This is a genomic window from Virgisporangium aurantiacum, from assembly GCF_016863635.1.
In the GTDB taxonomy this organism is placed as follows: Bacteria; Actinomycetota; Actinomycetes; order Mycobacteriales; family Micromonosporaceae; genus Virgisporangium; species Virgisporangium aurantiacum.
The window spans coordinates 11,895-38,772 of the sequence record NZ_BOPG01000028.1 but is presented as its reverse complement, the minus strand read 5'-3'; the positions used below and the strand labels follow the sequence as shown (position 1 = coordinate 38,772).

Annotated in this window: 27 protein-coding genes and 1 pseudogene; 15 read left to right on the top strand and 13 right to left on the bottom strand. The window is 71.0% G+C overall.

Going from position 1 to position 26,878, the window contains the following annotated elements; translation table 11 throughout:
• The first annotated feature begins 64 nt into the window (after window positions 1-64).
• The 3 genes from Vau01_RS22805 to Vau01_RS22795 all read left to right on the top strand — a co-directional run bounded on the left by Vau01_RS22805 (window position 65) and on the right by Vau01_RS22795 (window position 3,267).
• Window positions 65-1,363 (top strand): sensor histidine kinase, encoded by a 1,299-nt coding sequence (locus Vau01_RS22805; protein ID WP_203996128.1) that lies wholly within the window; start codon window positions 65-67, stop codon window positions 1,361-1,363.
• Window positions 1,360-2,022 carry a response regulator gene (locus Vau01_RS22800; RefSeq protein WP_203996127.1) on the top strand — a complete coding sequence of 221 codons (663 nt, stop codon included), beginning with the start codon at window positions 1,360-1,362 and terminating at the stop codon, window positions 2,020-2,022. Before Vau01_RS22805 ends, Vau01_RS22800 begins: the two co-directional genes overlap by 4 nt.
• Window positions 2,023-2,100: 78 nt before the next feature.
• The gene (locus Vau01_RS22795) at window positions 2,101-3,267 is read left to right on the top strand and encodes a serine hydrolase domain-containing protein (protein WP_203996126.1); all 1,167 of its coding nucleotides are present in this window, start codon (window positions 2,101-2,103) and stop codon (window positions 3,265-3,267) included.
• Window positions 3,268-3,288: 21 nt separating this feature from the next.
• Here Vau01_RS22795 and Vau01_RS22790 read toward each other — a convergent pair whose 3' ends face one another.
• From Vau01_RS22790 to Vau01_RS22775, 4 genes are all read right to left on the bottom strand, one after another.
• Window positions 3,289-4,878, bottom strand: coding sequence for a sulfite oxidase (locus Vau01_RS22790; RefSeq protein WP_203996125.1), 1,590 nt, complete (start codon window positions 4,876-4,878; stop codon window positions 3,289-3,291).
• Window positions 4,878-5,510, bottom strand: a complete 633-nt coding sequence (locus Vau01_RS22785; protein WP_203996124.1) for a fasciclin domain-containing protein — start codon at window positions 5,508-5,510, stop codon at window positions 4,878-4,880. Before Vau01_RS22785 ends, Vau01_RS22790 begins: the two co-directional genes overlap by 1 nt.
• Window positions 5,511-5,616: 106 nt before the next feature.
• Complete coding sequence (locus Vau01_RS22780) at window positions 5,617-6,777, bottom strand: MFS transporter (RefSeq protein WP_203996123.1); 1,161 nt, start codon at window positions 6,775-6,777, stop codon at window positions 5,617-5,619.
• Window positions 6,778-6,991: 214 nt separating this feature from the next.
• Window positions 6,992-9,937: a glycosyl hydrolase gene (locus Vau01_RS22775; protein WP_203996122.1), complete on the bottom strand. Its 2,946-nt coding sequence runs from the start codon at window positions 9,935-9,937 to the stop codon at window positions 6,992-6,994.
• Between the two features lie 215 nt (window positions 9,938-10,152).
• Here Vau01_RS22775 and Vau01_RS22770 point away from each other — a divergent pair, with 215 nt between their 5' ends.
• Window positions 10,153-11,727 carry an MFS transporter gene (locus tag Vau01_RS22770; RefSeq protein WP_203996121.1) on the top strand — a complete coding sequence of 525 codons (1,575 nt, stop codon included), beginning with the start codon at window positions 10,153-10,155 and terminating at the stop codon, window positions 11,725-11,727.
• Window positions 11,728-11,740: 13 nt separating this feature from the next.
• Here the strand turns inward: Vau01_RS22770 and Vau01_RS22765 are convergent, their stop codons facing one another.
• Genes Vau01_RS22765 through Vau01_RS22750 form a run of 4 tightly spaced genes read right to left on the bottom strand, consistent with a single transcriptional unit; the run spans window position 11,741 to window position 14,860 of the window.
• A complete protein-coding gene (locus tag Vau01_RS22765; RefSeq protein ID WP_203996120.1) occupies window positions 11,741-12,370 on the bottom strand; it encodes an LUD domain-containing protein in 630 nt (209 codons plus the stop codon).
• Between the two features lie 60 nt (window positions 12,371-12,430).
• Window positions 12,431-14,014, bottom strand: a complete 1,584-nt coding sequence (locus Vau01_RS22760; RefSeq protein WP_203996118.1) for a multicopper oxidase family protein — start codon at window positions 14,012-14,014, stop codon at window positions 12,431-12,433.
• Entirely contained in the window at window positions 14,007-14,384 is a 378-nt protein-coding gene (locus Vau01_RS22755) for a hypothetical protein (RefSeq protein ID WP_203996116.1), read from the bottom strand. Before Vau01_RS22755 ends, Vau01_RS22760 begins: the two co-directional genes overlap by 8 nt.
• Window positions 14,385-14,419: 35 nt before the next feature.
• Entirely contained in the window at window positions 14,420-14,860 is a 441-nt protein-coding gene (locus Vau01_RS22750) for a YybH family protein (RefSeq protein ID WP_203996114.1), read from the bottom strand.
• A gap of 72 nt (window positions 14,861-14,932) precedes the next feature.
• Here Vau01_RS22750 and Vau01_RS22745 point away from each other — a divergent pair, with 72 nt between their 5' ends.
• Window positions 14,933-15,820 carry a LysR family transcriptional regulator gene (locus Vau01_RS22745; RefSeq protein WP_203996112.1) on the top strand — a complete coding sequence of 296 codons (888 nt, stop codon included), beginning with the start codon at window positions 14,933-14,935 and terminating at the stop codon, window positions 15,818-15,820.
• On the opposite strand, the gene Vau01_RS22740 is transcribed toward Vau01_RS22745, so the two are convergent.
• Both Vau01_RS22740 and Vau01_RS22735 read right to left on the bottom strand, forming a co-directional pair.
• A complete protein-coding gene (locus Vau01_RS22740) occupies window positions 15,817-16,689 on the bottom strand; it encodes a peptidoglycan-binding protein (RefSeq protein ID WP_203996110.1) in 873 nt (290 codons plus the stop codon). The genes Vau01_RS22745 and Vau01_RS22740 overlap by 4 nt on opposite strands.
• A gap of 75 nt (window positions 16,690-16,764) precedes the next feature.
• Window positions 16,765-17,115, bottom strand: a complete 351-nt coding sequence (locus Vau01_RS22735) for a hypothetical protein (RefSeq protein ID WP_203996214.1) — start codon at window positions 17,113-17,115, stop codon at window positions 16,765-16,767.
• Between Vau01_RS22735 and Vau01_RS65290 the strand changes: the two are divergent.
• Together Vau01_RS65290 and Vau01_RS22725 are read left to right on the top strand one after the other, a co-directional pair.
• Window positions 16,996-17,271: pseudogene (locus Vau01_RS65290) on the top strand (class I SAM-dependent methyltransferase); the annotation flags it as partial. The gene Vau01_RS22735 and the pseudogene Vau01_RS65290 overlap by 120 nt on opposite strands.
• A gap of 184 nt (window positions 17,272-17,455) precedes the next feature.
• Complete coding sequence (locus tag Vau01_RS22725) at window positions 17,456-17,680, top strand: hypothetical protein (RefSeq protein ID WP_203996212.1); 225 nt, start codon at window positions 17,456-17,458, stop codon at window positions 17,678-17,680.
• Here the strand turns inward: Vau01_RS22725 and Vau01_RS22720 are convergent.
• Complete coding sequence (locus tag Vau01_RS22720; protein WP_203996108.1) at window positions 17,637-18,218, bottom strand: alpha/beta fold hydrolase; 582 nt, start codon at window positions 18,216-18,218, stop codon at window positions 17,637-17,639. The genes Vau01_RS22725 and Vau01_RS22720 overlap by 44 nt on opposite strands.
• A 137-nt stretch (window positions 18,219-18,355) precedes the next feature.
• Between Vau01_RS22720 and Vau01_RS22715 the strand changes: the two genes are divergently transcribed.
• From Vau01_RS22715 to Vau01_RS22695, 5 genes are all read left to right on the top strand, one after another.
• On the top strand, window positions 18,356-18,790 hold the full coding sequence (locus tag Vau01_RS22715; RefSeq protein WP_203996107.1) for a DUF1801 domain-containing protein: 435 nt from the start codon (window positions 18,356-18,358) through the stop codon (window positions 18,788-18,790).
• Window positions 18,791-18,845: 55 nt separating this feature from the next.
• Window positions 18,846-19,733, top strand: coding sequence for a phosphotransferase (locus tag Vau01_RS22710; RefSeq protein WP_203996105.1), 888 nt, complete (start codon window positions 18,846-18,848; stop codon window positions 19,731-19,733).
• 318 nt (window positions 19,734-20,051) lie between these two features.
• Complete coding sequence (locus Vau01_RS22705; protein ID WP_203996101.1) at window positions 20,052-21,455, top strand: PP2C family protein-serine/threonine phosphatase; 1,404 nt, start codon at window positions 20,052-20,054, stop codon at window positions 21,453-21,455.
• A gap of 623 nt (window positions 21,456-22,078) precedes the next feature.
• Window positions 22,079-22,873 carry a GAF and ANTAR domain-containing protein gene (locus Vau01_RS22700; RefSeq protein ID WP_239151785.1) on the top strand — a complete coding sequence of 265 codons (795 nt, stop codon included), beginning with the start codon at window positions 22,079-22,081 and terminating at the stop codon, window positions 22,871-22,873.
• Window positions 22,874-22,901: 28 nt separating this feature from the next.
• Window positions 22,902-23,633, top strand: a complete 732-nt coding sequence (locus Vau01_RS22695) for a GAF and ANTAR domain-containing protein (RefSeq protein ID WP_203996098.1) — start codon at window positions 22,902-22,904, stop codon at window positions 23,631-23,633.
• A gap of 13 nt (window positions 23,634-23,646) precedes the next feature.
• On the opposite strand, the gene Vau01_RS22690 is transcribed toward Vau01_RS22695, so the two are convergent.
• Both Vau01_RS22690 and groL read right to left on the bottom strand, forming a co-directional pair.
• Entirely contained in the window at window positions 23,647-23,862 is a 216-nt protein-coding gene (locus Vau01_RS22690) for a hypothetical protein (RefSeq protein WP_203996097.1), read from the bottom strand.
• 11 nt (window positions 23,863-23,873) lie between these two features.
• Window positions 23,874-25,445 (bottom strand): chaperonin GroEL, encoded by a 1,572-nt coding sequence (groL, locus tag Vau01_RS22685; RefSeq protein ID WP_203996096.1) that lies wholly within the window; start codon window positions 25,443-25,445, stop codon window positions 23,874-23,876.
• Window positions 25,446-25,738: 293 nt separating this feature from the next.
• On the opposite strand from groL, the gene Vau01_RS22680 reads away from it, so the two are divergent.
• The 3 genes from Vau01_RS22680 to Vau01_RS22670 are packed head-to-tail and all read left to right on the top strand — an operon-like array spanning window position 25,739 to window position 26,828.
• On the top strand, window positions 25,739-26,131 hold the full coding sequence (locus Vau01_RS22680; RefSeq protein ID WP_203996095.1) for a LapA family protein: 393 nt from the start codon (window positions 25,739-25,741) through the stop codon (window positions 26,129-26,131).
• 5 nt (window positions 26,132-26,136) lie between these two features.
• Entirely contained in the window at window positions 26,137-26,658 is a 522-nt protein-coding gene (locus tag Vau01_RS22675) for a DUF5994 family protein (protein ID WP_203996091.1), read from the top strand.
• Window positions 26,655-26,828, top strand: a complete 174-nt coding sequence (locus tag Vau01_RS22670; protein WP_203996090.1) for a hypothetical protein — start codon at window positions 26,655-26,657, stop codon at window positions 26,826-26,828. Before Vau01_RS22675 ends, Vau01_RS22670 begins: the two co-directional genes overlap by 4 nt.
• Window positions 26,829-26,878: the final 50 nt, after the last annotated feature.

Genomic DNA, 26,878 nt, shown 5'->3' with positions numbered 1-26,878 from the left:
GGTACGGAAGATGTGACTTGCGATGGATTCGCGCGTGGCGATGGTTCCGTACGCTGCCATCGACATGAGTGAACACCACCAGGCTGGTCCCGGCCGCGTTCTGGCTCGCCGTACCGACGTCCAGGACGCGGCGCTCGCGGCCGCGGTGCTGCTGCTCTGCGTGCTGGTGAACGCCCCGATCGGTTCGTCCGACGGCACCGCGACGGACGCCCGGCCGGCGCTGTGGTGGGCCGCGACGCTGGTCGCCGCCGCCGGCATCGCGATGCGCCGACGCTGGCCGCTGTCGATGCTCGTGCTGTGTACCGGCGCCGTCGTCGTCCACCTGGCGCTGCAGGTACCGCTGACGGTCGTCGACCTGAGCGCGCCGATCCTGCTCGCGACCGTGGCGATACGTCATCCGTGGACGGTCTCCACCGCGGCGCTCGTCGCCATGCTCGCGGTCGCCGCGGGTTCCAGCACGTTCGCCGTGAGCCGGATCGACGCGCCGACGGAGGTGTCGCAGCATCAGGACCGCCCCCGGGTCCCCGACGCGCCCCCACCCCGTCCGGCGCAGCCCGGCCCGGAGGTGAAGCGCATCTCGGGCATCGCCTGGGACGACCTGCCCGCGCTGATGGTGACGCTGATCGCGTCGTGGGCGATCGGATCGGCCGCCCGCAGCCGGCGGGCCCACCTCGACGAACTGCACGCCCGGGCCGCCGACCTGGAGCGCCAGCGCGACCAGCAGGCCGCGCTGGCGGTGGCGGCCGAGCGCAGCCGGCTCAGCCGCGAGCTGCACGACGTCGTGGCGCACGGCCTGTCGGTGATGGTGATCCAGGCGCAGGGCGCCGCCGCCGCGCTGGACAAGCGGCCCGCCGACACCCGCACCGCGTTGGCGGCCATCGTCAAGACCGGCCGGGACTCCCTCACCGACATGCGCCGGGTGCTGGCCACGGTGGACGAGGTCGACGACGCGTGGCGCCCGCAACCCGGGCTGGCCGCCCTGCCCGCGCTGCTCGACCAGGTTCGCGAGACGGGAACCCCGGTGCGGCTGCACATCGTCGGCGAGCCGGTACCGTTACCGTCCACTGTGGACCTGTCCGTGTACCGGATCGTTCAGGAGGCGCTGACCAACACCATGAAGCATGCCGGTTCCGACGCCCGGGCAGAGGTCGTCCTCGGCTACACCGCAACGAACGTCCGGATCGAGGTCACCGACGACGGAACCGGCCCCATCCGGCTCAACGGCGCCCAGGGCGGCGGCAACGGGCTGCGCGGCATGCGGGAGCGGATCCGGCTCCTCGGCGGGTCGTTCGAGGCCGGAAAGCAACCGTCCAGCGGGTTCGCGATCCGGGCGGTCCTGCCGCTGCGAGGTCACCGGCCATGATCGACGTGCTGCTGGCCGACGACCAGGCCCTGGTCCGCACCGGCTTCCGGATGATCCTGGAGAACTCCGACGACATGCGGGTCGTCGGGGAGGCCGGCGACGGTGCGCAGGCGGCGGAGATCGCCCTCGACCTGCGCCCCGACGTCGTCCTCATGGACGTGCGCATGCCGAAGCTCGACGGCGTCGACGCGACCCGACGCATCTGTTCGGACGGCACCGCCCGGCACACCCGGGTGCTGATCCTGACGACGTTCGACCTCGACGAGTACGTCTTCGCCGCCGTGCGGGCCGGAGCCAGCGGTTTCCTCCTCAAGGACACCCTCGCGCCGGACCTGCTGTCGGCCATCCGGGTGGTGGCGCGCGGTGACGCGGTGGTGGCGCCGAGCGTCACCCGCCGGCTGCTGGAGCGCTACGCCGACTCCGGGTCCACAGTGGACGGTACCGCCGCGCTCGACACGCTCACCGGACGCGAGCGCGAGGTGCTCGGCCTCGTCGCCCGGGGACTGTCCAACCTGGAGATCGCCGGCCGGCTGTACCTCTCCGACGGCACCGTCAAGACCTACGTCAGCCGGATCCTGGCCAAACTGGGCCTGCGTGACCGCGTCCAGGCGGTCGTCTTCGCCTACGAGTGCGGCCTGGTGCGCGCCGGCTCGCATTGACCCGGGCCGGCTCGATTAGGGGTTCGATTCGGGGTTCGACCCGATGTCCGGGCATCGACCGGATGCGAGGCTCGGGCCATGACAATCGTGGGTCGACGCAGTGTCCTGAGTCTTGCGGTCGTCGGCGGCGCGGCGCTGGCGGCCGGCGTGGTCCGGCCGTCGTCGGTCGCGGCCGCGCCCGCATCAGGCGAATGGTTCGCGCCGCTGCGGGACGCCATCGCCGGGCTGCCGGATCGCGGGCCGAACGGGTTGCCCACCGCGACCGCGGCTCAGGTCCGGTTGGCGCAGCCCACCCGATCGTGGACCGGATGCTCCGGCGTCGCCGACGTCCGTTCCGGTGCCGAGGTTCCAGCCGACGCACGGTTCCGCATCGGGAGCGTGACCAAGGCATTCACCGCAACCGTGGTACTCCAACTCGCGGCGCAGGGACGCCTGGACCTCGACGCGCCGCTGAGCCGCTACCTGCCGGGGCTACTGCCGGCGCCCTACCGGAAAGTCACCGTCCGCCATCTGCTCGACCACCGCACCGGCCTTCCCAGCCCCAGCTGGCCCGACGGCGTGGAGTGGCAGATCGCGCACCGCTTCGACCGGTACACCCCGGAGCAGCTCGTCCGGCTCGCGCTCACCAACGACCGCGAGTTCGTCCCCGGCGATGCCCAGCACTACACGAACATGGGCTACATCGTCGCGGCCATCCTGATCCGGCGGGTGACCGGCCACCCGTACGGCGTGGAGATCCATCGGCGGATCGTGCACCCGCTCGGGCTGCGCGACACGTGGGTGCCGGGCAACGACCCGCACATCCACGGCCCGCACGCGCACGGCTACCAGGTTGTCGATGGACGGCTCGTCGACGTCACCGCCTGGAACCAGTCGTCCACCCCGGCCGCCGGCGACATGGTGTCCAGCCTGCGGGACCTGGACGTGTTCACGCAGGCCGTGTTCCAGGGACGACTGCTGCCGGCCGCACAACTGGACGACATGTTCACGGTCCCGGACGTGCTGGACTTCGAATCGGGCGACCCGGCGACCTACAGCGCCGGACTGACCCGGCTGGTCATCCTGCCGAACGGCCGTACCGTCTGGGGCAAGTCGGGTGCCCGCTACGGATACAACGCGGCGATCGCGGCCACCCGGGACGGCGGTTCACGGATCGTGTACTCGGTGAACGCCACCGACGCGAAAGCCGACGGCCAGGCGCCGACCATCGGCCGGATCATCGGCGCCGCACTCGGTCTGCTGTGATTCTCCCGCACCGGTGTCGGATCAGCCGGACACGGTGACCGAGATCGTGTGCCAGCCGGTGGCGCCGTCGGGGAAGGTCCCGGCGCGCGCCTCGGGCTGGGTGTCGCCGCGTCCGTCGGTTGCCCTGACCCGGATCGTGTGCAGCCCCGGCGTCGCGTCCCAGCGGAGGACCCATTGCCGCCACGTGTCCGGGGACGGGCCGTCGGCCAACTGCGCCGGTTGCCACTGTCCATTGTCGACAGAGACGTCGACCGCGCTGATCCCCCGGCGTTGCGCCCACGCGACACCGGCGATCCGGACCTGTCCGGGCGCGATCGTCGTCAACGGTCGGGGCGTGTCGATGCGCGAGGCCGTCTTCACGGGCGCGCGGGCGGCCCAGCCGCGACGCACCCAGTACGCGTCGAACGCGTCGAAGGTCGTCACCTCCAGGTCGGTGAGCCACTTGCAGGCGCCGACGTAGCCGTAGAGGCCCGGCACCAGCAACCGCACCGGAAAGCCGTGTTCCAGCGGCAACGGTTCGCCGTTCATGCCGACCACCAGCATCGCGTCGCGGCCGTCGAGGACCGCGTCGAGTGGTGTCCCGATGGTCATGCCGTCGGTCGAACGGCTCACCAACTGGTCGGCGCCGGCACGCATGCCGGCCTCGCGCAGCAACGGCGCCAACGGGACGCCGAGCCAGCGCGCCGTGCCCACGTACGGCCCACCGACCTCATTGGACACACAGTTCAACGTGATGTCCCGCTCGCGCATCGGTCGGCGCAGCAGGTCGTCGAACGTGAACGTGGCCGGCCGGTCCACCGCACCGTGCACGGTCAGCCGCCAGGCGTTGGCGTCGATCTGCGGCACCGTCAGCGCGGTGTCCACCCGGTAGAAGTCGCGGTTGGCGGTCACGAACGCCGACCCGCCGGGCATGGTTGTCAGGACGCCGGCGGGCAGTGCCGGCGCCGGATCCGCCGGCGCCGGCAGCCGTACCGCGGCGCGCGAACGGGAGCCGGGGGTGTTCGTCCGACCGAGGGCAACGCCACCGGCTCCGGCGGACGCGGCAACGGCGGCGGCCGCTCCGGTCGTCACCAGAAACTGCCGGCGGTTGAGCAGACGCGGCCGCGCGGCGTCCGCTGCGGTCGTTGTTTGCGAAAACCGCAACTGGACGATCAGCGCGACCGCCGCCACGACCCCGCCCACGAGGGTGGGCAGGGCATCGATTCCGGTCGACGCCGGCCGGGTGACCACGGCCACGACCCCGATGCCCACGAACACCGCGAGACCGGCGTAGCCGACGGCACGCCGCCGCCCGGCCACCGCGCCCAGCCCGACCGCGAACAGCACCAGCAGCAGGTAGACGCCGGACAGCAGCACCACCTTGTCGTGGGTGCCGAACTCGCGGATCGCGAAGTCCTTGAGCGGGCGGGGCGTCGCGTCGATGACCGTCGACCCGACGGCGAGTACCGGGGCGGTCTGCGGCCGGCCGAGCGCGGCCGCGACGACATGGGCCACCCCCAGCGCCACGCCGGCGGTGGGCAGCCCGATCGCGGCGGCGCGGCCGGCCGCGGTCGCGAACCGGCCCAACCGCCCCGGCCGGTGCACGACCGGCCGGGGCTCGACAACGGTCATCAGGACGGCATCAGGACGGTGTCGATGATGTACACCGTGGCGTTGGCGGTGGACACGTTGCCGCACACCACCTTCGCGGACATGCCGACGGTGAAGTCGGTTCCGCTGCCGGCCACCGTGACGGTTCCGCCCTGCAGCGTCTTGTGCGGTCCGGCGAGCTGCTCGGGCGACAGCTTGCCCGGCACCACGTGGTACGTCAGGATCTTGGTGAGCGTGGCGTTGTCGGCGACCACCTTGTCCAGATCGGCCTTCGGGATCTTCGCGAACGCGTCGTTGGTGGGCGCGAACACCGTCACGCCCTGCGCGCTGTTCAGCGAGTCGACCAGGTTCGCCTTCTTCACGGCGCCCACCAGCACGCTGAGCAACGGGTTCCCGGAGGCCGCGGTCGCCACCGGCACCTTCGCCATCGCGTCGAAGCTTCCCGGGTTCGACGGATCGGTCGGCACGGCCGCACAGCCGGCGCCGAACTGCCCGGCCATCATCCCGGCGGCCGGCGTCGCCGAGGTCGGCATGGCACCGGTGGGTTCACCGGCGCCGTTGTTGCTGCTGGTGTTGCCGTCATCGCCGTTGCCACAGGCCGACAGCGCGAGCGCGCCGACCGCGATGAGCGCGGCGATCGTGCGACGGGACATGTCCTGCTCCTCTGTTCATGGTCACCGGCAGTTGGCTCACCGGAGACGTCGCAGAACATTCGGAGCGCGGGTTGGTCCGGATTGGTCACTCTTTCGAGTAATTCCTTTAGCGTGCGCCGTGGGCGACCGCGACGATCACCGCACCGAACACCACGATCACCGCGCAGAGACCACTGCGGAGGGTGCTGACGGTCGCAATCGCGCCGACCGCCACCGGACCCATGAGCAGACCCGTGTAGCCGACCGCGCCGATCAGGGCGATCGCCGGCCCGTCGGCTCGCCGGTCGAGGGTGCCGGCGGCGGCGAACGCGGTCGGCAGCACCGGTCCCGTCGCGACGCCGACCGCGTACAGGGCGAGCAGCGCGAGGGTCGGGCTGGACACGGACGCGGCGACGGCGAACGTGACGGCCGTGGCAAGGCCGCCGCCGGCGAGGACGCGCCGGGATCCGCACGCCGCGCGGACCCGGTCGGTGAGCAGCCGACCGCTGAGCAGGCCGAGCTGGAACAGCGGATAGCCGAGCGCGGCGACCGCATGGGACGTACCGAGGTCGTGTCGCAGGAGCAGTCCGCTCCAATCGGCGATGCTGCTCTCGACCACGAAGGCGCTGAACGCGGCGACGGACAGCAGGCAGACCGCCGCGGTGGGCCGCCGACGCCGACCGGTCGGGCCCGCGGCCCGCTCGACCGGGTCGAGCCGGAGCAGACCACGGCCGAGCAGCACGGTGGCGGGTAACGTGCACAGCGCCACCGGGCCGACGCTCCAGCCGTAACCGATGCCGAGATGACCGAACCCGGCCGCCAGCGCCCCACCGGCGACAGCACCGATGCTCCACGCGGCGTGCATGCCACCCAACAGCGGCCGGCGGTGGACCCGTTCCAGGACGGCGCCCTGGCTGTTCACGGACACCTCGAGAATCCCGAACGCCGCGCCGAAGACCGCTATCGCGGCGAGCAGTGCCCCGAAGTCGGGTGCCACGGCAACGACGGCCAGGGTCAGGGCGCACGTCGGCGCGGCGAACCTCAGCACCGCGGCACTGCCGAATCGGGGAATGACGCGGCGGACGGCCAGCGTCGCGGACGCCGCGCACAACGCCCAGACGAACAACACGACACTGAGGTGGACCGGAGCGACGCCGAAACGGTCGACCAGCGCGGGGAACCGCGCCGTGAAGATGCCGCACTGCACTCCGGCAACCGTGAACATCGCCGTCACCGCGACGCGAGCCCCGACGACGGGTGCCTCGGTCGCCACCGGTACCACCGTCATCTCCTCCGATTGCGCGGTGGAGAGTCCAGCTGCCGATGTGCTCTGCTGGAAATGGTTTCCGCGGCCCGCCGATCGTCACACGGTGGCCGGGCGGAATCCCTCGCTGCGGCTCACTGCACCGGTTCGGGGGACCGCAGACGCCGTCGTTCTGCCGATTCGGCCGGACCCGCATGATGAACGAACGACCCGCCCCGGGTAGCAACGGGTCGTCAGCTCATTGATACGGCAGGGTCACCGTGGACAGTGCGCCCAGCGACACCGTGCTCGCCGCGGACCCGATGGCGCTCCAGATTTCCACCTTGACCGTGCCGTTCGCCAGGTTGCCGAACGACCCCGTCGTGGTGATCTGGCCGACGCCGTCGGTGTACCGCTCCCACCCGGTGACCGGGTCGGTGGCGAAGTAGCGGAACGTCTCGACCCGGTCGAAGCTGCCGTCGCCGGTCAGGTCGTACGAGACGCGGACCTGGGTGGCGTTGCCGACCGAGGTGCCCGCGTCGACGGAGATGCCGAAGGCGGTCGCGACGCCCGACCGGTACGTCAGGTTCAACCCGGTCGCGGTGAAGGTGGTCGGCGAGTGCGGCTGGTTGTCGTTGACGCCGGACGCCTTGACCACCGTCGCGGTACCGGCGCTCCCCGCGGCACCGGCCAGGACGCCGCCGGTCTGCAGGTACCGGACCGCTCCCCCGCCGGTCGGCGGAGCAGAGGACGACTGGGAAGCCGACGGCGACGGAGACGACGGCGACGAACTGCCGGACGGACTCGGGTTGATCCCGCCGCCGGTCGCGTTGCCACCGGACCAGTTGACCGCGCCGCTGGCGACCGTCCGGCCGGCCGGCACCGCCAGCACCTTGCCGTCCGAGAACGTCACCGTGAGCGCCGCGTTGGTGATGTTGGACGCGACGTACGTCCTGGCGCCGTTCTTGATGAACACCCGGTACAGCGGGTGGTTGGCGGTGACGGTGAGATCGACCGTGCCGAGGGCGGCGAGGTTGCGGATCCAGTGGAACGTGTGCGCCTTGGTCTCGCCCTCCTCGGGGGTGTAGCCGCTGTTGGCCCGGAACTTGGCCAGCGCCGCGTCGCCGTCGCCGAGCGCCAGGTATTGCCAGGCGATGTCCTGCCACAGCGCGGGTTCGCGCCCGGCGTTGCGGACCAGCTCGGCGTAGTTGCTCCGGACGTAGGCCGGGTCGTTGCCCAGGTAGAAGTGCCCGCCGGTGACCGGCAGCATGTTGATGCCCTGGATCTGCTCCGGAGCGGCGGAGAACCAGGTGGCGTACGCGCCGCCGTCACCCCAGACCATGCCGACGGTGCCGTGGCCGAACGCCGACGGGAAGTTCTCGTTACGGGTGTCGAACCAGTACTCGTTGATGGCGGCCGACTGCGTCGTCCAGATGAAGATGCCGGCGTCACGGATCGCGGTGTTGCCGGTCGCCTGTCCCCACTGGATCAGGGCGTTGGCGAAGTTCATCCCCTCCGACGAGGACTCCTGGTTGTTTCCGGCGAAGAACGCGCCGTGCCCGGCCGCCCAGTCGTGCCCGGCGTAGATGTCGAAGTCCCGGAGGTACGGGAACCGGTTGTCGCCGCGGTCGTAGTTGTTGGCGTCGCGGATCAGCAGGTCCACCAGGCCGCCGTAGGCGGAATTCGCCGCCCAGGACGGATCGAACTTGGCCAGCGTCGCGGCGGCGGCGATGAAGTAGCCGTAGTGGAAGTGGTGGTCGTTGAGCTCGGCGTCGGACCCGTACGACGCGGGGTAGCCGATCAGCGTGCCCCAGTTCCGGTCGTAGTAGAACAGCCGCTGCGTCTTGCCCTGCGACGCGGTGAACCAGTCGGTCAGCTTGGCCCGGATGGCGGCCAGGGCGGTGTCGCGGACGTCGGTGCGGCCGAGCTGGTCGGCGATCTCCGCGATCCGCGCGCCGACGCCGAGCGCCTTGCCGGTCCAGTAGGTGTCGTTGCCCAGCACGTTGACCGGGTTGTTCCTGACCTGGTCGAGGTAGCCGTTGAGGGTCGCCAGGTCGGCTCCGGTGCTGTCGGCCACCGCGGGCACCTCGGGCAGCACCCCGGTGAAGGCCGCGGAGGTGACGAACGACGACACGCCGACGAGATTCTTCATCGTCCCCCGGGCGGTGACGTAGGTCGGCGCGATGGGCGTCGCACCGGTCAATGCCCGCCACTGGTGCGGGTAGAGGCCGATCACGGTCCCGGTGCCGGACCCCTCGCGCGCGGTGGTGGTGTACGCGTACGTGGTGGCGACCCGGCTGGTGTTCTGGTTGTACGCGTACGACACGCGGGTGCCGGTGACGTGGTTGTGCGCGTACGTGCCGTAGCTCGTGGCCAGCGCCGTCTTGTCCGCGACGCTGGTGGCCGGCGTGGTGGGCAGCACGGCGATGGAGAAGTATCCCCGCCCGGCCAGGGTGGAGGTGATGACGGTGCCGCTGACCGACCAGGTGGCCCCGGTCGGCGCGTACGCGACGTAGTCCCGGCCCGCCACCGAATAGCCGATCCGCGCCCCGCTGTTGGACCAGACGGTCGGGGTGCTCTTCGTCGTGATCTGGGCGTTGCCGCCGGTGATCTGGAAGTACGCGAACGGCAGGCCGTGACCGATGGTCGCCTTCATGGTGCGGGTGCCGTCGCTCCAGTACGGCGTGACGGTCCAGTCGGTCCAGCCGTCGACCAGCGTCCGGGGCGCGTTCAGCCCGGCCACGCCGGCGGTGAAGTCCTCCTGGTAGATGTAGTGGTACTCGCCCACGCCGGTCGCCGAACCACTGATCTGCGGCGTGGTGTTGTAGGAGAAGCCCAGCCCGCCCGCGGTGGTGTCGTAGCTCGTCGGGTGCGCGTGCAGGTTCTCGCTGAAGGCGCAGTCGAACTTCTTGAAGACCAGCGACGACCACCAGTCGTTGGTCGGCACCGGGCCGGCCGGCGCGTTGGCGGTCATGAACTGGCGGGGGTTCGTGGACAGGTCTCCGCAGCCGACCGGCAGGCTCGCACCGGCCGGCAGGGTCTCGGTGTAGCTGCCCGCGCCGACGGGAGCCGCGCCGGTGGCGCCGCCGAAGACCACCGCTCCGAGTCCGGCCGCGACAGCCGCGGCGACCGTCAGGACGAAGGCCCGCGACGGTCGGCGACCGGGAACGCCGCCTGATTTCGCACGTCGGACGACAGATCCCATCACGCCTCCAGTGAAGTCGACCCCCGACCGCACTCGTGAGAGCGCTCTCTCGGTGTCCGGAACTGTAGGCATGACCATCGCGTTTCGTCAATGTTTCGCCGGGTCCCCCTGCCGTTGGTCGGAAATTCCGCGGGTGGTGTCGATCAGGCGGGTGCCCGTTCGACGCGTTCGTAGGCGGGCGCACACGGCGTCGCCACAGCGTGAGGAGACCACCCATGTCGACCGTTGACCCACAGGTCGGGGCGCGCCCGCGCACCTGGCTGGCGCTCGCCGTCCTCTGCCTTCCCACGATGCTGGCGGTGGTGGACCTCAACGTGCTGTTCCTCGCCCTGCCGCGGCTGAGCGCCGACCTGAACGCGGGCGGATCGGCGCAGCTCTGGATCATGGACGTCTACGGGTTCATGATCGCCGGGTTCCTGGTCACGATGGGCAGTCTCGGTGACCGGATCGGGTACCGGAAGGTGCTGCTGGCCGGTGCGGCGGTGTTCGTGGTGGCGTCGGTTGTCGGCGCGTGCGCGGACTCGGTCGCGGTGCTGATCGGTGCCCGCGCGGTCCTCGGCGTGGCCGGTGCGACGGTCATGCCGTCGGTGCTCGCGTTGATCCGCAACCTGTTCACCGATCCACGCCAACTCGGTACCGCGTACGGCATCTGGGGAACGTCGATCATGGTGGGTGTCGTCGTCGGGCCGTCGATCGGCGGCCTGCTGCTCGGCGCCTTCTGGTGGGGCGCGGCGCTGCTGATCGGCGTCCCGGTGATGGGTCTGCTGCTGGTCGCCGGCCCGTTCCTGCTGCCGGAGTCGCCCGGCGGTGGCGGCGGTCGCCTCGACCCGCTCAGCGTCGTGCTGTCGCTCGCCGCCATCCTGCCGTTCGTCTACGGCCTGAAGGAGATCGCCCGCGGCGGCCCGGACCTGCCGGCGGTCGCCGCGGTGGTCGCGGGACTGGTGTTCGCGGCGCTGTTCGTGACCCGGCAGCGCCGGCTGGACAACCCGCTGCTCGATCTGCGCCTGTTCGCCAACCGCGAGGTCCGCGGCGGACTGTCGCTGGCGTTCGTGCTCGCGTTCTCGATGGCCGGCGTCGGTCTGCTGGTCACCCAGTACCTCCAGGTGGTCAAGGGCTTGAGCCCGCTGGCCGTCGGGCTGTGGATGCTGCCGCCGTCGCTGGCGATGATCGTGGCCGGCAACGTCGGGCCGGCGTTGGCCCGCACGGTCCGCCCGGCGTACATCTTCTCCGCCGGGCTCGTCCTGGCCGCCGTCGGCGCGGTCGCGATCACCCGGATCGGGCCGGCCGCCGGGGTCGGCTGGCTGGTGGCCGCGCTGTTCGTGCTGTACGTCGGCAGCAGCCCGATCGGCGTCATGACGAACACCATCATCATGGGCTCGGCGCCGCCGGAGAAGGCCGGCTCGGCGGGGTCGCTGACGTCGACCAGCGGCGAACTCGGGCTGGCGCTGGGCGTGGCGGTGTTCGGTTCGATCGCCACCGCCGCGTTCCGGGACCGGGTGGCGGTGCCGGCCGGTGTGCCCGCCGACCTGGCCACGACCGCCGGCGACAGCGTCCACGGCGCCCTGACGGTCGCCGGCCGCGTGCCGGGTCCGGCCGGCACGCAACTACTGGACTCGGCGCAGGCGGCGTTCACCGGCGGCATGCACACGGTGCTGGCGGTCGTGGCGGTGCTCTTCGCCGCCCTCGCGGTGGTGTCCATCGTGACGCTGCGGCACCTGCCGGCGTCCGGTTCGGCCGACGCCGCACCGGCTCCGGCCCCCGCGCCGGAACCGGTGCCCGCCGCCGCATAGCGCGCCGGTGGGTTCAGAATCCGATGGTTTCGCGGAGCAGCAGGACGGTGCCGCGCCCGGGGTGGGGTTCCGCGTTGAGGACGAGCAGGCGGTTGAGGGCGCCGGGCTGCCCGTAGGCGTTCATGGCGCGTTCGTGTTCCAGGGGCAGGCAGTGGTCTTCGACGCGGCGCAGCGCGGTGTCCAGGTCGGGTACGACCTTCTGCGCCCCGACGATCCAGATCGCGCGGGCGGCGGCGCCGGAGTAGCCGGCCAGTTGGCTTCCGCTGGCCGAGGCGGCGACGAGGGATCCGGTCTCGGTGACCGCGGCGACGCTGCCGACGATGACGTCGGGGCAGGCGAGCAGCCGCCAGATCTCGGGCAGTTGGGTGGCACGGTCCATGGTTCTGGTGCGTGCCTTGACGGACTCGTACCGCCCGCTGCTGTTGATGTCCTCGTCGATGCCGGACAGGCGGAGGGTTTCGCTGGCGCCGGTGAACACGGTGGCGCCTTCAGGGATCAGCTCCTTGACGCGGGCACGCGCCGCGGCGGCGTCATCGAGAATCTCGACGGTGAACCCGTGTGCGGTCAGCGCGGCGGCCGCCCGCTCCAGGCGCTGCACGGGTGCCGCTTCGGCGAACGGTGTCTGCGGGAGTGAGATGGTCATGGTGTCGTTGAGCCTTTTCTGGTCGCTGGATGAGGTGTTCGGTTCGGCGTCGGGCGCTCGTCAGACGATCTCGAGGTTGGCCATCATGCCCATGTCCTCGTGTTCGGCGTTGTGGCAGTGGAACAGGTACCGGCCCCGGTAGCCGTCGAAGCGGGTGATGATTTCCGCAGACTCACCCGGGCGCAGCGAGATGGTGTCCTTGAGACCCGCGTCGTGCGGGAGGGGGGCGGCGCCGCCGCGGGAAAGGACGCGGAACCCGACGAGGTGCAGATGGATCGGGTGGTGGACGTCGGCGACGAGCCGCCAGATCTCGATGTCGCCCAGGCGTGTGGTGATGTCGGTGCGGCCCGGATCGAAGGGCCGGCCGTCGATGAGCCAGCCGTGGCGTCCGTTCATGCGGCCGGCCCGGAACGCGAGGTCCCGGGTCACGGTTGCCCGCGATCTGCTCCATTCCGGTAGGTCGTCGGCGAGCGTGTCCGGGATCCGGGCGCGCGCGCCGCGGCGCACGACGTGGAACTGCATGACGTCGGCGGTGCGGCCGGTGCCGAGGCGGTTGGCGAGCCGAACCCGCGAACCGACCGGCACGCCGCCGAAGTCGATCAGCACGTCGTATCGTTCGGCGGGTGCGACCGGGAGACGTTCGTGTCGCACCGGGGCCGCGAGCAGCCCCTGGTCGGCGCCGATCTGGATCAGCGGAAGCGGGCGGCCGTTCTCGGCGACGGCTTCGAGTTCGTAGTGCCGGGCGTTGGAGCCGTTGAGGACGCGCAGCCGGTAGACGCCGGTGTCGACCTCGTGTACCGGCCATGGCGCACCGTTGACGAGGATCACGTCACCGAGGACGCCGGCCAGGTACGCCCCGGTGACGCCGGGTTCGCCGGTCAGGGTCGGATCGAGCGCCGGGTACGCCAGTCGCCCGTCGGCGTCGAAGGCGCGGTCGGCGATCATCATCGGCACCTCGTGGTCGCCCCGGGGCAGGTCCAGGGCGTCCTCCACGTCGTCGCGCACGACGTGCAGCCCGGCCAGGCCGCACCAGATCGCCGGTGCGGTGAAGTCCATCCGGTGGTCGTGGTACCACAGCATCGTCGCGCGCTGGTCAAGCGGGAACTCGTACGCGCGCCGCGTGTCCGTCACCACCGCCCGGGCATCGGCCATGCCGTGGCTCCGGGCGTGTTGCCCGTGGCCGGACCACGCGGCGGGGAGCACGAGATCGGTCGGGTACCCGTCGTGCGCGGGGGGTGTGCGTCCGCCGTGGAGATGCACCACGGTCGGCACCGGCAGCTCGTTGTGATGGGTCACGATCACCGGGCGGCCGCGGCGCGACTCGATCGTGGGACCCGGAAACGTGCCCCCGTACGTCCACATCGGCGTGCTGATCCCGGGTAGCACCTCCAGGGTCGCCTCGCGCTGGGTGATCTCGTAGCGGTCGGCGCCGTCCGAGGTGCTGACCGGTCCCAGTACGGACGGAGCCGGCAACGGAGCCGTGAACGCCGGTGGCAACGCGACGGTGCTGCGCAGGTGGGCGCCGGTTGCCGACGGGTGCCGGGAAAGCGCGGCCGCCGCCGACAGCCCGGTGGTGGCGATCAGTCCGAGCGCCCCGCCGATGCCCAGCGCCCGGCGCCGGGTCATGCCACGGTGTTCACGCATCGCCGACCTCCGGACGCGAGACCGGGACCGGCCGCAGCGGCCGACGCCACACGACGATGAACTGCACGGTGAGCCCGACGATCGTCAGCACTCCCAACGGAAGGTGCAGCCACAGCGCGCCGTCCATTCCGGCGAGGTACTGGACCGTCTCCGCCGCCACCACGGCGAGCGAGGCGAGGAACAGCCCGCTGTGCCGCAGTCGGATCCAGACCAGTGCCGCCGCGATCACCTGCAGATAGCCGAGCGAGGTGACGACGTCGGCACCGACCGCGTGCCAGCGCAGGCCGTCGAAGTTCCCGCTCAGATAGACGCCGGCGAACACGGGCTGGCCGGCGATCGCGACCAGGTGCACGCTGATGATCGTCCGCACGCGTCCTCCTCAGTTGGTTTCGGATCCTGCGACCGTCAGGGCTGGAGGTCGACGACCCCTTTGCCGGTGCGGACGTCGAGCGGCACGGAGACCTGGTCGTGCGTGATCAGCCACCTGCCGTCGATCTTCCGGAGGCAATACGTGACCCGGACCCACATGCCGGGGATCGCCGTGCCGTCCTTCGACGTGCCGCTGAGACGGGCGAAGGCATGCCCGAAGGCCACCTCACCGCCGACGGTCAGCGTCAGATCGCGGACCTCGTAGCTGACATCGTCGAAGACGGCGAACACGTTCGCCCAGTTCCTGAGCTTCGCGTCGATGCCGACGTGCTGCAGCGGAGGCTCGACGTCGAACGACACGACGCCCGTCGAGTACGGCTGCTTCAGTGCGTCGAGGTCCCTGGTCCGGAGCCCGTCGACGATCGTGTCGATCTGCTGGCGGATCTCGGCTTCGTCTACGTCGTGCTGCGTCTGCATGCCCTCGAAGTTATGACGACGAAGCTATCTTGTCTAAGATCAGTATTGCTATGAGGTTATGTGCCGGGGGGCATGATGGACCTGAACTCGCTCAAGCAGTTCCTGGTGGTGGCCCGTCTGGAACACCTCAGCCGGGCAGCCGAGGAACTGCGCATCGCCCAGCCGTCGCTGAGCCGGACCATCGCCCGGCTGGAGAGCGAACTGGGCGTCCCGCTGTTCGACCGCAGCGGCCGCCTCCGGCTCAACGACACGGGCAAGCTCTTCCGGCATCACGTCGAACGCGCTCTCGGCGAACTCGATGCCGGCCGTCGCGCCGTCACCGACGCCACCAGCCACGGATTGGGCACCGTGAGACTGGCCTCGGAAACCTTCCTCACCCTCACCGGCCCGCTGGCCGTCTTCAAGCGAGCCCACCCCGCCGCCGAGGTCGAACTGCACTGGTCACCCGCCGACGACATGGCCCGCCGCCTGCGCGCCCAAGAGGTCGACCTGTGCCTCGCCTCGCAACCGATCCACGCCGACGGCCTGGAAGCCACGCAACTGTTCCGCGAGGCGGTGGGCGTCGGCGTGCCACTCGACCATCCACTGGCCGGCCGGACGTCGGTGAGCATCGACGAACTCGCCGACCAACCGTTCGTCACCGCCCGCACGGGACACTGGCTCCGCAGACTGCTCGACCGGCTGTTCGCCGCACGGGACCTCACCCCGAAGATCGTCTGCGAAAGCGACGAACACAGCGCCATCGCCGACCTGATCAGCGCCGGGCTCGGCATCGGCCTCGTGCCCGGCCTCGCCCGGCGCAGCACCACCCGCGCCCCCATCACCTGGATCGACGTCGACGATCCCGACTGCTCCCGCACCGTCACCCTCTACCGGGGCACCGACAGCCACCTGTCAACGGCCGCCCGGCTGATGCACACCACCATCACCAACTGGAACTGGCCGACCGACGTCCCCTAGCCTCTGCCGTACTTCTCCCACCACGTGAACGCCGTCCGGTAGGCCGTCGGAGTGTCGTCGGCGGCGTGGTTGGCGAGCCCGTTCCGGCCGAAGTAGTAGTCGTGGATCTGGTTGGCGGCGGCCGAGGCCAGGTCGGGGTCGGAGACGGCGGCCGCGTGGATGTGGTAGGGCCAGTCCCCCTGGGACGGATTGCGCAACCAGGCCGCGAACCCGACCGTGCGCAGTGCCCGCACCGTCTCCCAGCGCTGTGTCGTGGTCAGACTCGTCACCGAGATGTCGACCACGCCACCGCCGTCGTGCGTGCCGGCCGAACTGGGGTTGGTCGAGGTGTACGAACCCTGCGAGAGCGTCAGGCTCCACGACAGCATGGCATCGGCGGCCGCGAGCATGTCGCGCGTGCGGGTGTTGACCCGGGCGCCGCCGTAGGTGTTCGTCCGCGAGCCGGTGGAGACGGTTCTGGTGACCGTGAATCTGCCGTCTCCGAGTCTGGTCAACGACGTGACGCCCGGAAGACCGTTCGCGTCGATGCCCGAGTATCCGAGCGACCGCTGCCACGCGGCGTAGGCACTGACGGTCGAGGTCCCGAAGTGTCCGTCGACCGCGCCGGCCGAGAGCAGGCCCTTGGCGTTCAGGGCGCGTTCCACCTCCAGCACGTGTGCGGCCGCGCCGGGAGTGAGGCCGGTGTCAGGCTTGGGCGGGTCGACCTGGGCGGCCAGCAGGACCAGTTCCATGTCGACGACTGGCAGCGCCAGCGCCGAAGCGCTTGTGCCGAACACCGTGTTGACGGCGAACACCGGCACCGCGACGACCGCGGCGCGCGCGAGCAGCCAACGCCTCGACCGGCCGGCGTGCCTGGCGGGTAGGTCCATGAGGGACTCCGTCCTATCCATCGATCATCTCGGATGGAGGAAACCTACCGGATCAAGGTCGGTCCCGGAAGAAAACTACCCATGACTGAACCCATGAGAATTGACCAGAATTGACCAGCGATTGACCAGCGACTGGCGTGGAAACTGAACCGCCGCGCGGCCCATCCTGCGGGCATGACCACAGACACGACATATCTGCTCGGACACGACCCGGCCGAGCTGGCGCGGCTGGAGCACCAGGCCCGGATGCTCGCACCCGCAACGAGGACCGTCCTGCAGGTCGCGGGCATCGCGGCGGGCATGCGGGTGCTCGACCTCGGCACCGGCGCCGGTGACGTCGCCTTCCAGGTCGCCGACCTGGTCGGCCCGACCGGCTCGGTCGTCGGGATCGACCAGTCGGACCGGGCGTTGGCCTTCGCCGCCCACCGAGCCACGCAACGCGGCCTGACCAACGTGTCATTCGTGCACGACGACCTGCACACGGTCGCCGTCGACGGGGAGTTCGACGCGGTGGTCGGCCGGCTGGTCCTGCTCTACCTGCCCCACCCCGACGACGTGCTGCGCCGGTTCGCCGGCCACGTACGCCAGGGCGGGATCGTCGCGTTCATGGAGTACGAGATGGCCGCCGCCGGAACGCTGCCACCGACCGCGTTCAGCGAGCAGGTCACCTCCTGGGTCACCGAATCGTTCCGCCGCTGCGGCCTCGACGCCAGCCTCGGCGCCCGCCTGACAACGGTGCTGCGCCGCGGGTCTCGACGGCGCCACGATGCTCGGCCTGCAGAAGTACTGCGAAGCCGACGACCGCGACGGACCCCGGATGGCGGCGGGAATCATCCGGACCCTGCTGCCCGTGCTCGACCGGACCGGCGTGGCGACACCGGACGAGGTCGACATCGAGACGCTCGAGGACCGCATCGCCCGGGACTGCGTGGACCACGACGTGATCTTCAAGTTCCCGACCCTGGTCGGCGCATGGGCCCGGGTGGCCTGAGAACGGCAGGACCCAGGAAGTCGCGGAGCGCCGGGCCGATCAGGTCCGGCGGCGGTACGTGTCCGGCACCGTCGAAGGTCCGCACGGTCGCGTCGGGCAGAAGGTCGGCGACCGCGGCCGCCGCGTCCGCGAAGAATCCGGTGGTCTCGCCGGTGATGACCAGGGTCGGTTGCCGGACCGCGGCGAGCCGGTCCGCCGGGGGCGGGCCGTAGAGCGCCGCGTCGTGGGCGAGGGTGGGCGCGAGGGTGAGCAGTCCGGGCCATGCCGGCGATCCGCGGGCGGACGCTACGTCGTCGTCGCCGGCGCCGGCGCCGGCGAGATCGTCGATCTCGCGGTCGACGGCGTAGGGCGCGGTGTCGCCGCTGCCGGCGCGTCCCCGGCGGGCGTAGTTGTAGACGGTGAAGGCGTCGGCGAGAAACGTTGCCAGCGGCTCGTTCTCCCGCCCGTCGTCGAGGCCGCCACCGACGAGGACGACGGGTGACCCGTCGCCGCGCACCGTGTACTCGATCGTCGTGCCGTCCGCCGAAGTGACCCGCATGCCGTGCTCCTCCCGTCGCCGTGGCGCCGCCCGGTGCGGGGCGACACGACACGGGCGCGAGATCCGGTCGCGCGCGATCGCGAGATCGAACCTCGCGGAACGGCCGCCGATCCCCGCCGCCCGGTAATCTGACCGCCATGGCGACCAAGCCGAAGACGACCCGCACCGACGCGAGCGTGGCCGAGTTTCTCGGCACGGTGTCCGACCCGCAGCGCGGAGCGGATGCCGAAGAGGTCTGCGAGTTGATGCGAGAGGTGACCGGTCTGGAGCCGGCGATGTGGGGCACGAGCATCGTCGGCTTCGGCGAGTACCGCTACCGGTACGCCTCGGGCCAGGAGGCCGACTGGCCGGCCGTGGCCCTGTCCCCCCGCAAGCAGGCGTTGACGCTCTACATCTCCGATGACTACGACCGGCACGCGGAGCTGATGGCCCGGCTGGGTCCGCACACCACCGGCAAGTCGTGCCTGTACATCAAGCGGCTCTCCGACATCGACACAGGCGTGCTCCGCACCTTGATCAAGGACGGGTTCGACCACCTCAACGGCCGCACCGTCACCGCGGGACCCGACTGACGCCAACGCCGGAAACTCGGTGTCGGTTCCGGCCGGGGCCGGGTACACACGACGGATGAGCGAGGTGACGCTTTCGGGCGGCTACACCACCGGCGCCGTCCTGATCGGCGATGTCGTACACAAGCCGGCGTCCGCCTGGACGTCGACGGTGCACGCCCTGCTGCGGCATCTGGAGGGCGCCGGGTTCGACGGCGCTCCGCGGGCGCTCGGCTTCGACGACCAGGGCCGCGAAATGCTCAGCTACCTGCCCGGCGACACGGTGGGCAACCGGCTGCCGTGGCCCGATTGGGTGTTCACGGAGTCGACACTGGTTCAGGTTGGTCGGTGGCTGCGTCGGCTTCATGATGCGACGGCCGGCTTCCCGGCGCCGCCGGACGAGCAGTGGTTCATCGGCGGTGTGACGCGACCGGGGCTGATCGTCGGCCACCAGGATGCGGCGCCGTACAACGCGGTGATGGACGGTGACCGGCTGGTCGGCTTCTGCGACTGGGACACCGCCGGCCCGTCGTCGCCGGAGTTCGACCTGGCGCTCTCGGCGCTGTGGTGGGTTCCGTTCTGCCCACCCGCCGAGGTCGAGCGGCTGGGATTCCACGACTTCGACGGCCGGTCCCGTCGCCTTCATCTCCTGCTCGACGCCTACGGATACGACGCGGATCGGCAGGAGTTCGGCACGGTGATCGTCGAACGCGCCCGGAGTCAGGCCGCGGCGATCCGTCAGATGGCCGACGGCGGCAACCCGTCCGCGATCCAGCTGCTGTTCGTCGCGGGCTACTTCGAATGGGCCGCGTCGCACGTCGAGGCGCTGCCGGACGAGTTCTGGACCACGGCGAACGGATCGCGCAGTCGTCGCATGCCTTCCGCACTGTCGTCGAAGGGGATGGCCGGCTCCTCCACGGCCACTTCCGCGCTCCGCGGGGAAAGAAAAGGGCTCACAAGATCGTGATTGATCGACGTCGTCATACAGTCCTCACTGAATTGAGTCTCACTGATTGAGGGCCGTGCCAGGCGGCTCAACAAGCGCGCCGGCATCATCCGGGCCCATCGGTGCCGGCCTCACGCTGAAGCGGAATACGCCAGAATGTCGGAGCGGCACGGGCAACACTACTCCTATCGTCCCCGTCGCTGGCCCCGACCGGCCGATGCGGTCACAATGGCCTGGTGAACGACGCCGCCCCGAACCGTCGGTCGCGGCCCGGGCCCGACCGAACGGGGTATGGACGTTGCTGGACCGCCGTCTGACAGCACCAGGAACGGTGCGTGCATGATGGGCGATCCGAAGGTCACGCTCCCGGCGGTCCGCGCGGCGCGGCAACCTGCACCGCCGGCGCACCGGTGGGATCCGGATCGGATTTCCGATCCGGCCCGGTTGGACGCGGTGCGCCGCACCGGGCTGCTCGACACCGGCCCGGAGGAGCCCTTCGACCGGCTCACCCGGCTCGCCGCCAGCCTCCTCGGAGCGCCGTTCGTGTTCGTCACCGTCGTCGACGACAGGCGCTCGTTCTGGAAGAGCTACGTCGGGATCGACCCCGACGGCCCGGCCGGGCGGCAGAACACGGTCGAGGAGTCGTTCTGCCAGTACGTCATCGGCGCCGACGCGGAGCTGATCGTCACCGACGCCCGCGCCGACCCGCGAACCGCCACGAACCCGACGATCGGGTCGATGGGCGTGGCCGCGTGGGCCGGATTCCCGATCCGTTCCCCGGAAGGCCTGGTCCTGGGCACCTTCTGCGCCGTCGACACCGTGCCGAGGAGCTGGACCCCGCACGACATCGAGATCCTCGACACGCTGTCGCACGCCGCGGCCGGGGAGATCGCGCTGCGGATCGCCGCCGACGAGGCCAGGGCCGCCACCGCCCGTGCCGAACAGGCCTCCTCCGACGCGCATGTGGCCACGCTGCAGGCGCTGGAGGCCGCCGAGGAGGCGGCCCTGCTGTCCCGGACCCTGCAGGAGAGCCTGCTGCCGCCGCACCTGCCCACCATCCCCGGCGCCCAGATCGCCGCCCGCTACCTGCGCGGCGGCCGCGGCGCCGACGTGCTCGGCGACTTCTACGACGTCTTCCACTCCCCGCGGGAGAGTTGGGGCGTGGTCGTCGGCGACGTTGCGGGGAAGGGCCCACAGGCGGCCAAGACCACCGCCCTGGCCCGGTACACCCTGCGCGCCGCCGCCGCCCGTTCGGCCGTTCCCAGTGCCAATCTCGGCGCGCTCAACACCGCTCTGCTGGAGTGGTTCACCGACGACGCCCAGTTCCTCACCGCCGTCTACGTCACGGTGCGGCCCCGTTCCGACGGTCTCGCCGTGCGGGTCTGCTGCGGCGGCCACGACCCCGCCCTCGTCCGCCGCGCCGACGGCAGCGTGGAGACGCTCGGCCGGCCGGGGCTCATCCTCGGCTGCCTGCCCGACGCCGGCCTCGTCGACGAGCGCGGCTTCCTCCGTCCCGGCGACTACCTCGTCCTCACCACCGACGGCGTCACCGAAGCCCGCCAGGCCGACGACCGCGAACTGTTCGGCAGCCAACGGCTACGCGACCTGCTCGCCGACACCCCCGCCACCAATGCGGACGACATCGCCGCCACCATCGAGAACACGGTCCTGGACTACAGCGGACGCCGCGTCAGCGACGACACCGCCATCCTCGTCCTGCACGTTCCCGCCGACACCGGGTGACAGCGCCCGGGTGGGTGTCGTCAGGAGGTTCCGCCACCGGGTCTCGGAGTACCGGAACGGTGTGCTGGCGTTCAGGAACCGGTGAACGGCGGGTAGCAGCCGATCAGCACGGGCAGCGTCCCCAGCAGTCCCAGCTGCCGCGTCGCGCTGACGGTCTGCGACCCGGCACCACGGCGACCAACGGCAGGATCCGACGGGTGAGGCCCTCCGGCAACCGGCCAGGGCACCGACGACGGTCCGGGCACCGGGCACGGTCGCGGCGCGCAGCACCGGCGTGAGTTCCCGGCCGAGGCCGCCGCTGCCGATGAGGACGAGTAGATCGCGCAGGGCGGCAGCGTGCGCGCCGAGCGAATAGTCCCGTGCACGAGAAGCAGGGGCTCACCGCGGCCCACGTCGGTGTACGCCAGGGTTCCGCCGCGCACCCCGACGCGGGCATCGGTGTCGGCGGCCGTGACGGCGGCCACGAACGGGTCACACGGCGTCCCGGTCGGAGCCGCGTGGCGCGAGTCGGCCGCGACATGCCGCCAGGGTGACGTGCCGGCAGGGGTACGGTGAGCGGACGGGTCCTGAAGCGGCCCGATGCGTGCCCTGGACCAGGCGGCACCCATGTGGGAGGTGCAGCCGTGCACGCCAGTGATCACCATGACGATCCGGTTGCCCGGGTTCGGGCGCTGATGGCGGCGCAGCCGTCCGGCGCGGAGCCCGGCGACGAGGCCGGCGCCGAGGCCGGCGACGGTGTGGTGGCCGAGTTGCGTCGGCTGTGCCGGGCGGCCGTCGGGGCGCTGTCCGCTTCCGGGGCGGGCCTGAGCGTGATGGCCGAAGACGGTGTCCGCGGTGTGACGGCGGCCTCGGACGCGGCCGCCGAACGCTTGGAGGAGTTGCAGTTCGTGTTCGGGGAAGGGCCGTGCATCGACGCGTTCGAGGCCCGCCGCCCCGTGCTGGTTCCCGACATCATGGACAGCGTCGTGCACCGGTGGCCGGCCTACACCCCCGGCATGCACGAACTCGGCGTCCGCGCGGTCTTCGCGTTTCCCCTGCAGGTCGGCGCCGCCCGCCTCGGTGTGCTCGATGTCTTCCGGATCCGGCACGGGCCGTTGACCGCGGACGAGTTGGGTCAGGCGCTCACGTTCGCCGACGTCGCGGTGTCCGTGCTGCTCGACGGTCAGGCCGTCGCGCGACCCGGCGCCGCCGCGGCCGGGGTGGCGGAGGCCGTCGAGGGCCGGGCCGAGCTGTTCCAGGCCCAGGGCATGGTCACCGTCCAACTCCGCGTCCCGTTGGCCGAGGCCCTGGCCCGCATACGCGCCCACGCGTTCGCCGAGAACCGGCCGCTGCGCGACGTCGCCCGCGACATCGTCGGCCGCCGCCTGCGGCTCGACCGCGACGAGCCCGGCGCGCCACCACCACCGGAAGTGACATGATGACGGCGAGAAAGGCCGGGAGGCAGCCATGACCACTGTATCCGCTGATCGGCTCGCGAAGACCTTCGTCGAGGTGTCCGACACTCTCGTCGATGAGTTCGACCTCATCGACTTCCTTCACACCCTCACGGTGCGCACCGTCGACCTGGTCGGTGCCACCGCCGCGGGCCTGCTGCTGGCCGACCAGCGCGGCCGGCTGGAGTTCATGGCCGCCTCCGACGAGAACACGAGGCTGTTGGAGCTTTTCCAGGTGCAGAGCAGCGAGGGTCCGTGCCTCGACGCGTTCCGCACCGCCGCGCCGGTGGTCAACGCCGACCTGAGCACCGCGACCGCCCGATGGCCGCAGTTCGCCCCCCGTGCCACCGCGGCGGGGTTCCGGTCGGTCCACGCGTTCCCGCTGCGGCTGCGCAACGAGGTCATCGGGGCGTTGAACGTGTTCGGCACCGACAGCAGCAGCGCCCTGGACACCACCGACGTTCCGGTGGTGCAGGCACTGGCCGACGTGGCCACGATCGCGCTGCTGCAGGAACGCACCATCCGCCGCGGCGAGGTCCTGTCCGAACAGCTGCAGGGCGCCCTCAACAGCCGCATCGCGATCGAGCAGGCCAAGGGCGCCATCGCGCAGGCCAACGACGTCAGCGTCGACGAGGCGTTCACCCTGCTGCGTGACTACGCGCGCCGCAACAACCGCCGGCTCAGCGAGGTTGCCCGGACCATCTTCACCGATCCTGACGGCGTCGCGATGATCACGCCTCGCTGAGGCGCACGGTCGTTCAGTCGATCTCCGGATCCGTCGCGGCCGGGCCGGCCCAGGCATCGTCCGCCAGGGTGTCGAGGTCGATGCCGAGGGTCTGCAGCAGGCCGGCGTTGTTCGTCGTGTCGATGAGCTGGGCGAACTCCTTGTCCACCCAGTCTGCCCGGCCGTGCAGGTCCCGTGATCGCAGCGTCGCCACGACCACGGCTTTCTTGACGCACGTTGCTGTGGTCATGCTGCCCCTCTTCAGTTCTTGTCCGCGACGAGTACCTCGGTGGTGAGGAACAGCGCGGCGACCGACGCGGCGTTCTGCAATGCGGACCGCGTCACCTTGGCCGGTTCGACGATGCCCGCCGCGATCATGTCGCCGTACGTCCCGGTGGCGGCGTCGAGGCCGTGACCCGCCGGACGCGACTTGACCTCCTCGACGACGACCCCGCCTTCGAGGCCCGCGTTCACCGCGATCTGTCGCAGCGGAGCGGTGAGCGCCCTGCGCACGATGGCCGCACCGGTGGCCTCGTCGCCGGTCAGGTCGAGCTTGTCGAACGCGGTGTCGGCGGCGTTGGCCAGGGCCACCCCGCCACCCGGCAGCAGGCCCTCCTCGACGGCTGCCCGGGCGTTGCGGACGGCGTCCTCGATCCGGTGCTTGCGCTCCTTGAGCTCGACCTCGGTGGCCGCACCGACCGAGATGAGGGCGATGCCGCCGGCCATCGCGGCCAGCCGCTCCCGCAGCTTCTCGCGGTCGTAGTCGGAGTCGGAGTTGTCGATCTCCGCGCGGATCTGCGCCAGCCGGCCGGCGATCTCGCCGGCGTCGCCGCGGCCGTCGACGACGGTGGTCTGGTCACGGGTGACGACGACCCGGCGGGCCCGGCCCAGCGCTTCCAGCTCCACACCGTCCACGGTGGTGCCGAGCGTCTCGCTGACGACCTGGCCGCCGGTGAGCACGGCGAGGTCGGCGAGCATCGCGACCCGCCGGTCGCCGAAGCCGGGTGCCTTGATCGCCACCGACGTGAAGGTGCCACGGACCTTGTTGACGACCAGGGTCGCCAGCGCCTGGCCTTCGACGTCGTCGGCGATGATCACCAGCGAGCCACCGACCCGCATGACCTTGTCCAGGATCGACAGCAGGTCCTCCGGATTGGAGATCCGGTTGCCGACGAGGAGCAGGTACGGGTCGTCGAGGACGGTCTCCATGCGTTCGGCGTCGGTGACGAAGTAGGGCGAGATGAAGCCCTTGTCGAAGCGCATGCCCTCGGTGAACTCGAGTTCGAGGCCGAAGGTACTGCTCTCCTCGACGGTGATGACGCCGTCCTTGCCGACCTTGTCCATCGCCTCGGCGATCAGCTCGCCGACGGCCGGATCGGCGGCGGAGATGGATGCCGTGGCCGCGATCTGCTCCCTGGTCTCGACCTCGCGGGCCTGGTGACCCAGCTCCTCGACGACCGCGGCGACGGCCATTTCGATGCCGCGCTTGAGCTCGATCGGGTTCGCGCCGGCGGCGACGTTGCGCAGCCCTTCGTGGACCAGCGCCTGCGCCAGCACGGTCGCTGTCGTCGTGCCGTCGCCGGCGACCTCGTCGGTCTTCTTCGCGACTTCCTTCACGAGTTCGGCGCCGAGCCGCTCGTACGGGTCGTCGAGCGTGATCTCGCTTGCGATGCTCACCCCGTCGTTGGTGATCGTGGGCGTGCCCCACCCGGTGCCCAGAACGACGTTGCGGCCCTTCGGGCCGAGGGTCACTTTCACCGTGTCGGCAAGGGCGTTCAGGCCCCGCTCGAGGCCACGACGGGCCTCTTCCCCGAAAACGATCAACTTGGCCATCTGCGCGATCCTGACGATCGTCGTGCCCAGGTGCAGCACTGTGGTCGGGCCGACCTGCGATGACCGCTGCTACGGTCCCCCCTCCGGGGGCTCCATCCCATTCGGTTGGCACTCACACGTGGCGAGTGCTAAACACAGTGCAGCACCGATTCCCCCTGCGCGCAAGCGAGACACCCCGGCAGCGACGTCGCTGCCGGTGGTAAACCGGCGTACGGTGGTGATGTCGCCCGAGCCCCCGGTGGCCACGGTTCGTCGCCGGCGAACGCTCCGCTACCCGGAAGGCGGCGGTCACGATGACCGCAGCACAGAAACATCCACGATCCTCGCCGCCGACCAACGGGCACACCAGACACGACCACCTCGTCGAGCCGGACCGGCCGACGGTGCCGCGTTCGCGGGCGGGTGGCCTCTGGGTCGCAGCCGTGGTCTTCGCCTTCGTCCTCCTGCTGCTCCTGATCTTCGTGCTGCAGAACGGTCAGCGGGTCCACGTGTCGTTCCTCGGCGCCGACGGAAACCTCCCCCTGGGTGTGGCGTTGCTCCTCGCCGCCGTCTTCGGCGTGCTGCTGGTGGCACTTCCCGGAACGGCCCGCATCGTCCAGCTACGGATCCTCGGCCGGCGGCGTCCGGTCGCGGCCGGTCCGCTGACCGCACCCATGTCGCTACCGGACGATCCGGCGGGCAGGTAGCAGCCATGTCCACCGTGACGCAACCCACCGCGACGCAACCCGCGACGACCGCGACGTCCGGACCGCGGCTCGTCCTCGCCCCCGTGCGGGCCGGGCGGGCCGTCCTGGACGGCGGCTGGTGGCCCCGGTCCTGGGATCCCCACGCCGAACTCCCCGAACTCGTCCTGGCCCTGTCGACCCGCTACGGGACGATCCGCCAACTCATGCTCAACAGCGTCACCTGGGACAGCCGCTTCCGTCGGCTCGCGGTCGGCGGCGGTGTGGTTCGGGCGGGGTGGTACGCCAGCGTCGACCCGGCCACGCTGATCGCCACCACCTACGACGGCGACCAGATCGACCTGCTCGTGGTTCCGCCGTCGACCGCGGCCGGCACCGCCGAGACGGCGATGGCGCGGGCGGCCGACCCGGCGAACCGCGACAGAGCGCAGGCCATCCTCACCGCACCGGCCGCGGTGGAGAACTCCGACGAGCACCCCAGGTGGGACAACGACGGCGGCGCCGACCGGAACGGGAGACGACAACCGTGACCGCGTTGGCCCCCGCTGCCGGGCTTGCGGCACCGCGCCGCGGCACCGCCGCACGCTGGAACCGGGTGAAGGCCGGCGCGCATCGGCGCGCCGGCAGGGTCGAGTGGATCGTTCTGGTGCTGGTCATACTCTTCCCGCAACTGGTCATCGCCCTGCTGTTCGCCGACTGACTCCGTTTGCCCGGCCGGGAGCGGGGTATTCGTCGGCTGTCCGACGGATG